This window comes from Peijinzhouia sedimentorum, assembly GCF_049340005.1.
GTDB lineage: Bacteria > Bacteroidota > Bacteroidia > Cytophagales > Cyclobacteriaceae > CAXBDP01.
Window position 1 is genome coordinate 104,213 of record NZ_JBMPIY010000003.1, and the last position, 14,340, is coordinate 118,552.

A 14,340-nucleotide genomic window follows, 5' to 3' on the forward strand; every position below is an offset into this window, starting at 1 on the left:
TCATTATTTTTAAGCAATAAATTCTAAAATGTGAAATATTCTATTCTTCTATGCCTGCTTTGTTTCATAGCTTGTAGTAGCGATAACCAACAATTAGAAAACTCCCCCAAATATGAATTTGTCCTAGTGGACTCCATTCAAATAAATATTCCCATCGAACCACACTTTGTGGAACAAAAACCTTCCAATGATAAAGTTCTTCTCTTCTCAAGGTTCAATTCCACATTTTATGTCATAGATAAACAAGGAAATGCTCTCCTTGAACTTAAGAGAGTTGGAGAGGGTCCTGGTTATTTTAATAGTTCCGTTTATCAAGCTGGCTTACATAATGAGCATTTGGTTATACAAGATCTAAAGAAAATTTATACCTATGATCTAGAAGGACAATTTGTCAAAGATCAATCCTATCGACCTACCCACTACTATACAAGTGGAGGAAACATTGGCAATGGACTTAAGTTTCTGCAGGATAGTTTGATTATATATCGTCTAGGTTTTAGAGGAGTTGTTACCTTCAGCCCTAACAAGGTGGCTACTATCGATACTATCAAGACAGTTGAAATCATCAATGCGAATAATGGGCAAATCTATGATTCCCTTTTGGCTATTCGTTTTGAAAAGGAATCCATCTATAAACAAGGCTTAATCTATCCCACTTTTCGGCCCTCAATTGAGCTTTCTACAAAAAATACTTTGCTGATTGCCTATCCAAATGAAGAACTATTGTATGAGTATGTAATAACAAATAATCGACTTGAACTAAAGAAAAAAATTGAATTTAAACTTGATCAATTTAAGTCGCCAAGAGGCCTAAAAGAAGAAGACATGATAGGACCAATTGATCCAAATCTTAATAACAATGCTAGGCTTAACAGCATTATTAGAACCATATTTACCACAGAGAATGATGAAGTATTAATACTTTATACAACCGGGATACCAGATAAATATGCTTCAGAAGAGGCTTTAGGTGAATATACCAAAGAATCAAAACTCCTTGGAGGCATTATTAAGGATGGGAAGCTAATTTCATCCGGTATTGAAATCCCAAATAATGGTTTTGAATATATGAACGTCCAACAGATAATCTACTGGGGCGATAATCAATGGGCTTTTCTTCAGGACAATGAAATAGAGCTCGATTACTACCGACTTTATATCTATGAGCTATTGCCAGTGAACTAATCGAAATCTTTAATGATAAGAATAATAATTTTGGCAAATGGTCAATAAATAGCAGAGATCATTTTAAAAATGATTTATACCTATCCAAATCTTTTCAATACTATAGAGCATTCGAAACCAAACAAAGACCCTTCAGCAACGAAGGGCTTATTTTCTTCTACCAAAAAACACTAAACTCTCCGTTTAATTTTATTACTCTGCATGCATACTATTTTGTATATTTGCTTTGAATGAAAACAGATGCAAGGCAATTAGAATACATATTAGGGCAAAAAAAAGAAGCCCAACCGAAAGGTCAGGCTTCTGTGGTGATGAGTGGATTCGAACCACCGACTCACGGATTTTCAGTCCGATGCTCTACCAACTGAGCTACATCACCGAAATGAGAGTGCAAATGTATACAAAAAACCAAATGGCGCAAAAGATTTTGAAGAAAAAGCAATTATTTAGTACTTCGTCAAAAATAGCTGACGCATTTTGCCCTTCCCTTCGATGGAATTCCATTATTTTGTTTGAAAATGTCTTCTCAAATTGGCTTGGCTCTGAAAACATTTACCCTACACAAGAAAATTAACCTATTATGCCATATATAGCTCAAATAGCATTCTTATTGATCGTAGCCATTGCAGCAGGCTTCCTAACCAAACGCATAAGCCAGATAAGGAAAAATATCATGCTCGGTAGGCCTGAGATTCGAAACGACCAAAAAGATATGCGCTGGCGTACGATGCTTTTGGTAGCCTTTGGTCAGCAGAAGATGTTCAAAAGGCTATTTCCAGCATTTATGCACTTATTTATTTATATGGGCTTTTTGGTGATCAACCTTGAAGTGCTCGAGTTTGTATTGGATGGCATTTTAGGAACACACCGTTTATTTGCCCCGGCATTAGGCAGTGCCTACACTGTTGCCATCAATATGTTTGAGTTTTTGGCCTTCTTGGTATTATTCTCCTGCGTTGCTTTTTTATTACGCCGCAATGTGGCCAAAGTAAAAAGATTCTCAGGCTCAGAAATGAAATCATGGCCAACGCTAGATGCCAATCTCATTCTTGTAATCGAAATCATTTTGATGTTTGCCATCCTTACGATGAATGCAACTGATCAATTATTAGCTGCAAGAGGTGAAGAGAAATATATACAATTAGGAAGCTTATTTTTCAGCAGTATGCTAATGCCGCTGTTCGAAGGAATGAGCACATCTGCGCTAATCTTTGTAGAGCGTTTTGCTTGGTGGTTTCACATCATAGGTATTTTAAGCTTTGCAGTGTATGTAACCTATTCAAAGCACCTACATATTTTCTTGGCCTTCCCGAATACTTGGTATTCCAACTTGAAGCCGAGAGGCGAAATAAAAAATATGCCTGAGGTTACCACAGAAGTAAAAATGATGCTTGGAATGCCTACAGAAGGCACTAATGAACCTCCCGCAGAAATTGCCCGCTTTGGAGCAAAGGATGTAAATGACCTATCATGGATTAATATTCTAAATGCGTATTCCTGCACTGAATGTGGACGATGTACATCCGAATGTCCTGCAAACATAACGGGCAAAAAACTTTCCCCCCGCAAAATAATGATGGATGTACGCGATAGAGCTGAAGAGGTGGGGAATAGCATCGCCAAAGGAGGCAAAGGACTGGAAGATGGCAAAACCTTATTAGGCGATTACATTACCAAGGAAGAAATAAATGCTTGTACTACTTGCAATGCCTGCGTAGAAGCTTGCCCTGTAAATATTGATCCACTTTCCATTATCTTACAAATGCGCAGATATGTGGCAATGGAAGAGTCTGCATCTCCAGCATCATGGAATGCCATGTTCCAAAATATGGAAACCTCATTTGCCCCTTGGAAATTTCCTCCAACAGACCGTTTCAAATGGGCAGATGATCTTAAAACTGAAAAACCTTAATCTCAATGAGCAACGAACATAATCCTGTACCAACTATGGCCGAAATGGCCGCAAAGGGTGAAGCACCCGAAATTCTTTTCTGGGTGGGCTGTGCGGGCTCATTCGACGAACGCTACCGCAACGTCACCAAAGCATTTGTGAAAATTCTAAACAAAGTAGGTATCAGTTTCGCCGTGTTGGGCGAGGAAGAAACCTGTACTGGAGATCCTGCTCGTAGGGCAGGAAATGAATTTCTATTTCAAATGCAAGCGGTAGCAAATATTCAGGTATTAGATGCCTACCAAGTCAAGAAAATAGTGACCGCCTGCCCACATTGCTTCAATACGATCAAAAATGAATACCCTGAATTGGGTGGCAATTATGAAGTAGTGCATCATGCTACATTCCTACAGCAGCTTATCAATGAAGGTAAAATAGCGTTGAAAGGTGGTGGAGAATTTAAAGGTAAAAAAATCACCTACCATGATTCATGCTATTTGGGCAGAATCAATAATGTATATGAAGCCCCGAGAGAAGTGCTCCAAGCATTGGATGCCGAACTGATAGAAATGAAACGCTGCCGCACCAAGGGACTTTGCTGTGGAGCGGGAGGAGCTCAGATGTTCAAAGATGCTGAGCCTGGTAATAAAGAAGTGAACATCGAACGTACCGAGGAAGCTTTGGAAACGGGTGCAGAAATAATCGCGGCTGCTTGCCCATTTTGTATGACAATGATGAGCGATGGGGTGAAAAACAAAGAGAAAGAGGATAAAGTGAAAGTGCTAGATTTGGCAGAACTTATTGCCCGAAACGAAGGTTTATAACATCGATTCACTTTAAGAGAAAATACTATGTACGTACCTTTCAATGAACTTGCTCCCAGCTCCAAAGTTTGGATTTATCAATCGGACAGGCCCTTTGGTGAACTCGAAAAAAAACAAATAGAGGAAAAGCTAATTGCCTTTGCAAACCGTTGGGCAGCACATCAAAAAGACTTGAAAGCATCTGTAAATATTGCCCATAATCAATTCGTAATATTGGCAGTAGATGAATCTCAACACGCTGCCTCAGGTTGCTCAATCGATAGCTCTGTTCATTTCATGAAAGATTTGGAAATTGAATTTGGACTTAATTTCTTTGACAGAAGCAAGGTGCCTTTTTTGGTGAACGACGGACTAGAGCTGATGCCAATGAAAGAATTGAAAGAAAAAATTGCGCAAGGCCAAATCAAAAAAGACACTCCTACGTTTAATAATTTTGTTCAGTCCAAAGGCGAACTAGATGAAAAGTGGCTCGTGAATGCTGAAAATAGCTGGATGAGTAGATACTTCGCCTAAATTGAGCTTAATTTACCGAGAGATTAAATTGATGAAAATACGCCCAATACTCTTTCTTCTTATAATCGCCATTGTAGGTTTATCCTCCTGCAATGTGCTGATGGGGCCGGTTGCCCAAGCTGATAAGCATTTCCAATTGGGTGAATACAATTCCGCCATACAAGATTATCAGAGAGCCTTAGATAAAGGCAAAAATACCGGAAAAGTAAATTTCCGAATGGCCGAAAGCTATCGTCTCTCCAACAGAATTCATAATTCACTGCCTTTTTATCAAGAAGCAGTTACCCTCGAATTTGAAGATGAGACTTTGCCATTTTACCTCGGCCAATCTTATAAAGCCAATGAGCAATACGATCCTGCATTAAGTCAATTTAGACAATATCTGGCCAATGGAGAGGATAGAGCATTACTTGCCCTAGCTCGTACCGAAAGTAGAAATTTAAGTCTGATTCCCGAAATACCACAAAAAGACGAGGCAATACAACTCAGCAATTTGGCTGAAATCAATAGCCCAAACCCTGACTATGGCATCCTCTTTTTCGATGACGAAGTTTATCTTAGCTCTACCAGAGATGGCGGAACCGAATACAAAACTACAGGACTACCATTCAGCAATATTTATAAAGCCAAATTCAATGGTTTCCCATTAGACAGCGCAAATTTCGAAGTATTGGCAGGCATTGCAGACACACCTGAAATCAATGAAGGCGCCCTTGCTATCCATCCAAATGGCGATATGATGGTTTTTGCTAGAGGCAATACAGGCAAAAGAAAAGGAGCTAAGGATGTAAACCTATATGTCACCTATTTGAGAGAAGGTGTTTGGACTGCTCCTGAAATATTTAGCATTAGCGATCCGGAAGCATGGGATTCTACTCCAGTATTCTCTGCAGACGGCAATACTATTTATTTCGCTTCCAATAGAGCAGGAGGAATCGGCGGCATTGATTTATATTCTGCGCAATTAGACTCACGTGGCAATTGGACGGCAGTTCGCAATATGGGCAGCACGATCAATACCCCTGGCAACGAAATGTTCCCTTACGTGGGACCGGATGAAAAACTTTACTTTTCATCAGATGGACATCCGGGATATGGCGGATTAGATATTTTCGTAGCAGAGAGAACTGAAGATGAAATAATAATCGAAAGTATGGGTAGTCCATACAATAGCAATTATGATGATTTCGGTCTGCAATTCATAAACTTCCCCTACGAAGGCGTTTTCGTTTCGAACAGGCCTGGCGGTATGGGAGATGATGATGTTTATTTCTTTAGCGACAAAACGGATGAAGTCAAAGTCATCAATTACATTATCGCAGGTAAAACCTTCCAATTGGACGATGAGGAAAACCAAATTCCATTAGCCTCCGCACAAGTGAAGCTGTTGGATTCTCTTGGAAATGTAATTCAAGAAACTGTTTCCGGAAACGATGGCACATATAGCTTTGTGGTTGAACCGGAGAAAGATTATACACTATTAGCCGAGAAACCAAGCTATTTTGCCAAAAGAGAGCCTTTTACACTTATTGGCAAATCGGTTGATCCTAGCACCATTGAGGAACTGCAAAGCAATGTAGCCTTTGATGTGAATTTGGTATTAACCCCAATCGTAATCGACAAAGCTATTGTACTTGAAAACATCTATTACGATTTCGATAAAGCTGAAATTAGAGATGATGCTGCCGTAGAATTGAATAAGCTAGTAGAAATTCTGAAAGAAAATCCACAGATAAAAATCGAGCTTAGCGCGCACACTGATAATCGTGGTACAAATGCATATAACGAAAGGCTATCGCAAGAGAGGGCACAAGCAGCGGTTGATTACATCATTTCGCAAGGGATAGATCGAGATAGACTTACTGCTAAAGGCTATGGAGCATCACAGCCAATCGCTCCAAATACTAACCCGGATGGCACAGATAATCCGGAAGGTCGTCAGCTAAACAGACGCACGGAGTTTAAGGTAATTTCGGTAGAAGATTGATGCTTAGAAAATAAAAGATATAAAATGAGAAGGTAATCAAATGGTTGCCTTCTTTTGTTTTAGCCAAATAGCCAGTATTCCTACGAACAAAATCGGCATAAACATCGCCTTCTCCCTATCAATAAGCCCAAGATTAGAAAGTGCTTGGCTAAAAATGAAAGTGCCTACCATAAAATAAAGCGTGGCCATGATGGACCATGCTTTGCGAGGAAATGATCTCCGTTGAAACCAGCGATATAGACTAACAATGATCACTATAAAAATAAAGATGTTTTGAGCCATTAATCCATAGCCGAGCATATTTTGTGAGTCGCCAAGCATGGGTCGAAACATGAAAGTAAAATAGCGGGAAGGAATGCTCATTTCCCGCAAATCAAGTCCATGATTAGTATCAGCGAATCGATGTTGCATTTCGCTCAAACTTTGGGCTATTGCACTAAATGAAACCTCAAAGACATCTACTTTTGGCAATAACCAAGGCAAGGAAATAATGCTAAGTGCAATTGCTCCAAGCAAAATAGCCCATTCTCGCAACTTGATATTACCTTGGATAAAACGCTCCAGAAAATATCCTCCCGCCATTGCTCCCAGGCACAATGCCGCCATGTGCGCCCGAATATGCAGTAGCAATACCAAGGCGATAATTAACCCAAACCATCTTTTTTTAGGCATTAATGCTGAATAGAAAAACAGCATTACCGCAAATACTGCTGGACCATCTTTACCAACCGCAGCTGTCCAAAAGTGCATGGATGGCCAAAAAAGGAATATCAAGAATAGTAGAAAGCTAATGCTTTTCTCAACCTTGAGTTGAAACAAGTCTTCACAAATGCCTATGAAATAATAAATTCCCCAAAGACCTATTAGCGAGAAAAGATAAAAAACCACTACATAACTAAGTCCCAAAAATTGCGATAGTGGATAAACCAAAAAGAATATAAAGCTAATACCGCTGCCATAAAGCCCGAGCCAAGTATCTGCATTGCCACGGAATGTTGGATCATGATAATATTCCCAAGCATCGGATGAATTATGGAAAGTGTACCAAAAATAAAATGCGGTGAATAGCAAGTGCCAAATCCACAAGACAAATGGCAACGTAATGGGAAAATGGCTATATTCCTTCCAATACTTTTGCAGAAGGATTAAAAAAACTGCACTTATTGCCAATAGTAGTCCAATATCAATAGCACTAATCATTGTATTGTGGCTTGTAAACCCAGCTTTTCAAGTTTGCCATATTTAGACTTTGCATGCCGTAAGATTCTCTCTGTAGGGCAAAGCAATTTAGGATCCGCTTGAGGTTATCCAGATTTTGCTCGGTGTGGAATCCAAAATTGTGCGGATGCCACCAAAGATGATAGCAGGCATTCTGCCTCGCTGCAAACTCAATATCTTTGCAAATCCTATCTATTTTCTGCGATTCGAGACCTTTGAGTTTGGCTTGGTATGGTCTTAAAAATCTACTTGCTTGTGCATTGAGTATAGCTCCATTTTGGAGATCCTCTGGTGCATATCCATTATGGCCATACAAATTGAAATAGCTGTCGGCAAGTCTTACAATTCTTTTGCGCTTTCCTTCGCTCGATCGACTATCAGGTTTCCATATCCAAGCATTCTCATTGCCACGTACCACTTCTATTCCGGCTTGCTCACATATTTGGAGGTAACTCTCATTGTATTGATTGCGCGGAAAAACGAGTGATTTAAACTCAAATCCTAATCTCCCTCCCGCTTTTTTGGCTGCCATCAAATCTTCATAAAAATCAGCTGGTTGCTGCCCTGCTTCCAAACAATAATAATGTGAAAAGGTATGTGTGGCTATTTCCTGCCCTTGTACTTTGGCGATCTCCTTAATCAAAGATGGCGCAAAATGAAATGGATCCTCTTCCTCGGATTTTCCAAGAGTATGCTTTTCCAGATAATGATAGGCACTCAGGTTTGTAGCTTTGTAATTAGGTTTACGAGCAGGCAAGGATGCTTCTAATTCATCTTTGCCATCGCAAAAAAGCATGCCTACAGTTGCCCAAGTTACTTCTATACCATAGGTTTTGAATAAGGAAAGCATTGCTGGAATTGCGTTTTCCCTAGTATTGATAAAGTAGGCTTTTCTGGAATTGAGCTCGTATTTATCCAATACTCCCCAATAGAGTTCGAAATCGAGCGAGATCACGAATGCACCTTTATGGGAAGTAGTATTTGGGTTTGCCTCCATAAGCTAGGCAACTACTGGTTCTTTTTTCTTTTTATTGAGCTTCAATTGGCGGCTATATCGTTTCCATCTGCTCATTCTTATTCGCCACTGCTTCTGATCCATAAAGCGTAAAACCACAAATAGGAAAAGCAGCATGACCATACTTTTCATTCTAATAGCGATGCCGAAGTTACCTGAAATTTGTGCTAAGGCTACAGCTGATCCGAAAAAGGCAATGAATGCTGTTTTGGTAACAAAATCAGTGTTGAAAAAGAATTTGATAAAGCCCGATCTGATAAGCTGGAAAGAGATCAGGAGATAAAATAGATTTTCGAATGATACAAAGAAGCCAAGAATGCCATTTGCATTAAAGAAAATCGGAAAATACAGAAACACAAAAATTTTCTGAAATAAGTTGAAATTGCTTATATCCACTCCGGAATCAGCTCTGGTGCTCAATTTATTAGCCAAATGGGACGTCATTTCATAGCCTTCATCTATCAGTCCTCCTTCGCCTTCGATGCCCACATACTGAAATACCGATTGGTACAAAAATCCTAGCGTGATGGTAGAAACTAAAAACAACGCCACCTTTTGCTTTGCCTTAAGATCTTTGTTACCAAGCAATAAGGCAATACCAATGGAGGCCAAAAAGATAAAGGCAATATGCGGACGAACGTAATAAATTATAGGTAAGGAAAGGATAGCCAAAGGCCATCTATTGGAAGGCTTGGAAAGGAAAAAGAAAAACATTCCGATTCCCATTAAAATCAAAGAACCCTTGCCCAAGGAACCGGACCAGAAATGTAAGTTCGGAAGAAAAAACACTAAAGGCATAAGTGCTGCGCCCAACCAATAATGCTTAAACCGTATATGCTCTTTGAAGAAAACATAAAAGAATGCTAGACCTACATAACCAAAAAAAGCAAAAAGCAGCATAAGGCTCTCATACTGCAAATTGAAAACTTGAATAAAAGGCCAAGCCACAAATTCGATAAAGGGTGTGCCGGTGGCAAAATAATCAACCCATGATTCACCTCTTACTTGCATCAATACTTTATTGAAATAAGCGTGGCTATCCGAATTATTGCTCAATGCATATAAATAATAGCCAAATGAGACTAGAAGGTGAAAAAGAAACAACAAATCCAGAACAATAACTTGAACTATAGGGAATTGCCATTTCAGTATGCGGTTGAGTACAAAACCAGCAGCAATTATTATGATGAAAAAGAAAATGTCAATTAGACCCTCCATTGAGACCTCAAGTTAGATAATTCTAAATAATCTTAGAGCGTAACGATAAATTCTTGTAGAATTATTTATGAAAGTAAAAACTCTCATTGTGTTAGGTAATAATTCTGAGAAATAAATTGCCATTTATAAATCAAATCTAAAGAAAAGCGGGAGGAATTTTATTTCATCCAAAACTCAAGCTTACCTCCCGCCATTATTTCCGAATGCTCAAGGTAAGTTCTATTGAGCTCTTCGCCATTCAATATCACCTTATCTACTTCATATTTACTTTCATCCCAATTATGACTTACAATTTGGAAGCTATTATTATTTGCAAGTGGAATAGTAATTTTCTCGAATGCCGGTGTCCCCAAAATATAATTACCTGAAGCTGGATTTACCGGATACATTCCCATTGCACTCCAAATATACCAAGCTGACATTTGTCCACAATCCTCATTTCCACTTAGGCCAGCAGGAGCATTTTGGTATTGTGTGTTCATGATTTCGTGAATTCGAGCTTGGGTTTTTATTGGCTCACCAGCCATCGCATATAAATATGCAATATGATGACTCGGTTCATTCCCATGAGCATACTGACCTATCAATCCCGATATATCTGGAGAAGCCTCAGCACCCTCCACTTGAGGCTGTAGCCAAAGTGAATCCAGCTTTTGCAAAAAGGCATTGCGATTGGGGAATAGATCTATAAGTCCATCAACATCATGCGGCACAAACCAAGTGTATTGCCAAGCTGTGCCTTCAGTGTATTCATCATTTCTGTGACTCGAGAATAGTGGATTGAAGTCTTCTACCCATTGACCATCCGCATTTTTGCCTCGCATAAATTGTGTGCTTGTATCGAAATGATACTGATAAGCCAAAGCACGTTTCTCAAAATGTGAGGCAATAGAATCCTTACCAAGCATTTTGGCCATCTCCGCAATACACCAATCATCAAAAGCATATTCTAAGGTTTTGCTCACAGATTCATTTTCCATATCTGCAGGCACAAAGCCATATTCCTGCAAATAGCCAATCCCAAATTTATCTTGGGTAGCGCTGGCAATCATTGCGTCCAATGCTCTTTCACCATCGAATCCTCTTATACCTTTCTTCCAAGCCTCCACAATTACGGGTACAGCATGGTAGCCAATCATGGTGTTGGTTTCTTGACCTTCCAGCGCCCAAACAGGCAATACGCCATATTGATCTGCATGCAAAAGCATAGATTGAATCATGTCTGGTAGTCGCTCTCTTTGAGTAATGGTATATAAAGGGTGCAAAGCACGAAAAGTATCCCAAAGCGAGAAAAGTGTGTAGAATTTGAAATTTTCTGAGGAATTTACTTCACGGTCAGGACCCATAAATTCGCCATTTTGATCCTGAAAAATGGTGGGAGTAATTACTGTATGATAAAGCGCTGTGTAGAAAATACTTAATTTATCTTTATTAGTGCTTTTCACCTCGATCTTAGCAAGCTCAGTTCGCCACTTGGCTTCTGCTTCATTTTTTACTCTTTCAAAATCCCAATGAGGAACTTCTATTTGCATGTTCTCCTCTGCATTGACCACACTTACTGGAGAGATAGCAACTTTTACTAATAAGGGTTCTTCGGATTGCGCAAAAGTAAAAGCAGCCTTCACTCCCGTCCCGTTTCCATTATTGATTTCAAGTTCTTCTCTTTCTACTTTTTCAAAGTCTTGATTGAACTCCAAAACAAAGTATACACGCTGATCGCTTGCCCAACCCTTAGAATATCGGTAGCCAATAGCCTTTCGTTTATCAATAAATTCCAAATGAGTTTCTGTTGGCGAATCCCAATTCATACCATGTACAAGATCCAAAATCACATTGCGTTGAGTTGTAGTGTCTGGAAAGTGATATTTGTGAAAGCCTACTCTCTCGCTTGAAGTTAGTTCTACATTGATATTATAATCAGTGAGCAATACCTGATAATAACCTGGCGAGGCAAATTCATTCTCATGAGAAAAGGAGGAAATATAGCCAGAAGAAGTATTACTGGCATCACCACGGTGGAATTGTGCTTGGCCAATAGTCGGCATTAGCAATATATCGTATAAGTCGCCAATTCCCGTCCCGCTTAAATGCTTATGCGAAAAGCCAAAGATTGTACTATCAGAATAGTGGTAGCCCGAACATCTTTCCCACCCGCCTATTCCAGTATCTGGACTAAGCTGCACCATACCAAATGGAACTGTGGCACCAGGGAAGGTATGACCTTGATCGCCCGTACCAATAAAAGGATTCACATACTCCAATAAATCTGGCTGGGAGGCTAGCTTTTCTTTATCAGCGCAAGAAACCATTAATACTAAACATAGCCATAAAAGCTGCTTCATAACAATATTCTGATTATCCTTATCTATTCAACAATTTACCAAAGTAGAAAAAGATTATCGATTTTTTAAGGTATAATATTTCGTTTTTAGACTAATTATTTGACTTCAAAAACCACAAGTAAGGCGAAGCGCGCTTTTTCTCTTTTAATTACAAATTGAAATTACTAGCTTTCTCCACTGAAAACCACAAATTTTTACATTTAACCAATTAAGAAATGAAGAAAATTAATCTATTTGCATTGCTGCTATTAGGGCTATTTATTTTCCCTGCGGCATTGCAAGAAATCACTGAACCGGTGGATTATGAAATGGTCCACCGAATTAAGAAGGAGGGCTTAGAAAACTCTCAGATAATGGACATCGCTTGGAACTTAACCGATAGAATTGGGCCTCGCTTATCTGGCTCTACCGGACTAAAAAATGCCTATGATTGGACTAGTAGTACATTTAGAGAATGGGGATTGTCTAATGTAAAAGTTGATCCTTGGGGTGAATTTGGCCGTGGATGGGAAGTAGAAAAATCCTATATAGCGATGAAGGAGCCTTATTATCAAGCATTAATCGGCATTCCGAAAGCATGGACAAACGGCACAAATGGCCTTGTAGAAGCTGAAGCAATTTATGTGAATATTACTAACGACCGTGATTTTGAAACCTATAAAGGCAAAATCAAAGGCAAGTTTGTACTTACTCCAGTAACTATTGAAGCTCGCACTACTTTTCAAGCTGATGCACAACGCCATACAGACGAAGGCTTAGAAGCTATGAAAGAAATGCCAATCGGCGTAGGTGGAGGTCAACAATTCAGCGCAGAAAGAATTGCAGAATTCCGTCAAGCACAAGAGTTAAGACGTAAGGCTCAGCAGTTTTTTATAGATGAAGGTGCATTAGCGATTATCCATACTCATAGAGGTGGTGGTCATGGTACATTTTTCACTACCAATGGTGCTTCATATGCAGTAGATGCGCCAGAAGTGTTGCCAGAAATGGAAATCGCAGTGGAGCATTACAACAGAATGGTGCGCTTGCTAGAAAAGGGCGTTCCTGTGAAAGTAGAAATGGATACAAAAACGAAATTTCTAGATGATGATTTGAATGGATATAATGTATTGGCTGAAATCCCAGGTACGGATCCACAATTGAAAGACGAAATCGTAATGCTTGGCGCTCACCTTGATAGCTGGTTTGCCGGCACAGGTGCTACTGATAATGCTGCAGGCTCATCAGTAATGATGGAAGCAATGCGCATTTTGAAAACCCTAGGCGTACAACCAAGAAGAACAATCCGTGTAGCACTTTGGGGTTCTGAAGAACAAGGCTTGTATGGATCGAGAAATTATGTGCGCAAGAACTTTACTCAAGATGGGCTGAATGTTCCGAATGCAATGCACGAAAAATTCTCAGCGTATTATAACATAGATAATGGCACAGGAAAGATTCGTGGTATTTATACCCAAGGAAATGATGCTGTAAAACCTATCTTTGAAGAGTGGTTTAAGCCTTTCCATGACATGGGAGCAGAAACTATTACTATCAGAAATACAGGTGGTACTGACCACCAAGCTTTTGATGGCGTAGGCTTACCAGGATTCCAGTTTATACAAGACCCAATCGATTACAGCACAAGAACACACCATACTAATATGGATGTGTATGAAAGACTACAAGAAGGTGACTTGAAGCAAATGGCTGTAATTGTAGCTTCTATGGTGTACCATACAGCTATGAGAGACGAAAAAATGCCAAGAAAACCAAGAGTATCCGCTAACTAATAATTAGCCTCAACAAGAAAAAAATCGCCAGGCAGAACAATTCTACCTGGCGATTTTTTTTAAAGTCGGTTCAAGCAAAACTATGAAGGCATCCACATAGAGCTTGCCGTTATTTTTTCGAGGCGACTTGGGATACTCAATTGACTATTAGATTTGGCATAAAACACCAAGCCCTTGTAGCTTGTAAGATACTTATAGCTAGTAGAGAAAAATTTCACCGTAGTCTCTACTACAATGCCATCATCCATTTTACTTATCATCCTCGAAAACTCTTCGGGGTGGATGCGTATCAAACTTCCACTTGCCTTTATTGCCTGACTAATTGCCGCCGCTGCCGCGGCTCCTCCAGCTGCTGCACTCATGAAATTTATATTT

11 protein-coding genes and 1 tRNA gene are annotated in these 14,340 nt (G+C 39.5%); 6 read left to right on the forward strand and 6 right to left on the reverse strand.

Going from position 1 to position 14,340, the window contains the following annotated elements; all coding sequences use genetic code 11:
• Window positions 1-126: 126 nt before the first annotated feature.
• Window positions 127-1,185 carry a 6-bladed beta-propeller gene (locus ACOXY8_RS06050; RefSeq protein WP_458330660.1) on the forward strand — a complete coding sequence of 353 codons (1,059 nt, stop codon included), beginning with the start codon at window positions 127-129 and terminating at the stop codon, window positions 1,183-1,185.
• A 306-nt stretch (window positions 1,186-1,491) separates the two neighbouring features.
• On the opposite strand, the gene ACOXY8_RS06055 is transcribed toward ACOXY8_RS06050, so the two are convergent.
• Window positions 1,492-1,564: transfer RNA gene (locus tag ACOXY8_RS06055), tRNA-Phe, on the reverse strand.
• Window positions 1,565-1,765: 201 nt separating this feature from the next.
• Between ACOXY8_RS06055 and ACOXY8_RS06060 the strand changes: the two genes are divergently transcribed.
• Genes ACOXY8_RS06060 through ACOXY8_RS06075 form a run of 4 tightly spaced genes read left to right on the forward strand, consistent with a single transcriptional unit; the run spans window position 1,766 to window position 6,400 of the window.
• A complete protein-coding gene (locus tag ACOXY8_RS06060) occupies window positions 1,766-3,097 on the forward strand; it encodes a 4Fe-4S dicluster domain-containing protein (RefSeq protein ID WP_458330661.1) in 1,332 nt (443 codons plus the stop codon).
• 5 nt (window positions 3,098-3,102) lie between these two features.
• Complete coding sequence (locus ACOXY8_RS06065; protein ID WP_458330662.1) at window positions 3,103-3,900, forward strand: (Fe-S)-binding protein; 798 nt, start codon at window positions 3,103-3,105, stop codon at window positions 3,898-3,900.
• 27 nt (window positions 3,901-3,927) lie between these two features.
• Window positions 3,928-4,413, forward strand: a complete 486-nt coding sequence (locus tag ACOXY8_RS06070) for a hypothetical protein (protein ID WP_458330663.1) — start codon at window positions 3,928-3,930, stop codon at window positions 4,411-4,413.
• Between the two features lie 31 nt (window positions 4,414-4,444).
• On the forward strand, window positions 4,445-6,400 hold the full coding sequence (locus ACOXY8_RS06075) for an OmpA family protein (RefSeq protein ID WP_458330664.1): 1,956 nt from the start codon (window positions 4,445-4,447) through the stop codon (window positions 6,398-6,400).
• Between the two features lie 36 nt (window positions 6,401-6,436).
• Here ACOXY8_RS06075 and ACOXY8_RS06080 read toward each other — a convergent pair whose 3' ends face one another.
• From ACOXY8_RS06080 to ACOXY8_RS06095, 4 genes are all read right to left on the reverse strand, one after another.
• The gene (locus ACOXY8_RS06080) at window positions 6,437-7,600 is read right to left on the reverse strand and encodes a hypothetical protein (RefSeq protein ID WP_458330665.1); all 1,164 of its coding nucleotides are present in this window, start codon (window positions 7,598-7,600) and stop codon (window positions 6,437-6,439) included.
• Window positions 7,593-8,615 (reverse strand): polysaccharide deacetylase family protein, encoded by a 1,023-nt coding sequence (locus ACOXY8_RS06085; protein WP_458330666.1) that lies wholly within the window; start codon window positions 8,613-8,615, stop codon window positions 7,593-7,595. The genes ACOXY8_RS06080 and ACOXY8_RS06085 overlap by 8 nt, the downstream gene beginning before the upstream one ends.
• 3 nt (window positions 8,616-8,618) lie before the next feature.
• A complete protein-coding gene (locus ACOXY8_RS06090) occupies window positions 8,619-9,851 on the reverse strand; it encodes a hypothetical protein (protein ID WP_458330667.1) in 1,233 nt (410 codons plus the stop codon).
• Window positions 9,852-10,009: 158 nt separating this feature from the next.
• Window positions 10,010-12,193 (reverse strand): GH92 family glycosyl hydrolase, encoded by a 2,184-nt coding sequence (locus tag ACOXY8_RS06095; protein WP_458330668.1) that lies wholly within the window; start codon window positions 12,191-12,193, stop codon window positions 10,010-10,012.
• A 215-nt stretch (window positions 12,194-12,408) separates the two neighbouring features.
• Here ACOXY8_RS06095 and ACOXY8_RS06100 point away from each other — a divergent pair, with 215 nt between their 5' ends.
• Window positions 12,409-13,965: a M28 family metallopeptidase gene (locus tag ACOXY8_RS06100; protein ID WP_458330669.1), complete on the forward strand. Its 1,557-nt coding sequence runs from the start codon at window positions 12,409-12,411 to the stop codon at window positions 13,963-13,965.
• Between the two features lie 80 nt (window positions 13,966-14,045).
• On the opposite strand, the gene ACOXY8_RS06105 is transcribed toward ACOXY8_RS06100, so the two are convergent.
• Window positions 14,046-14,327: a hypothetical protein gene (locus tag ACOXY8_RS06105; RefSeq protein ID WP_458330670.1), complete on the reverse strand. Its 282-nt coding sequence runs from the start codon at window positions 14,325-14,327 to the stop codon at window positions 14,046-14,048.
• Between the last annotated feature and the right edge of the window lie 13 nt (window positions 14,328-14,340).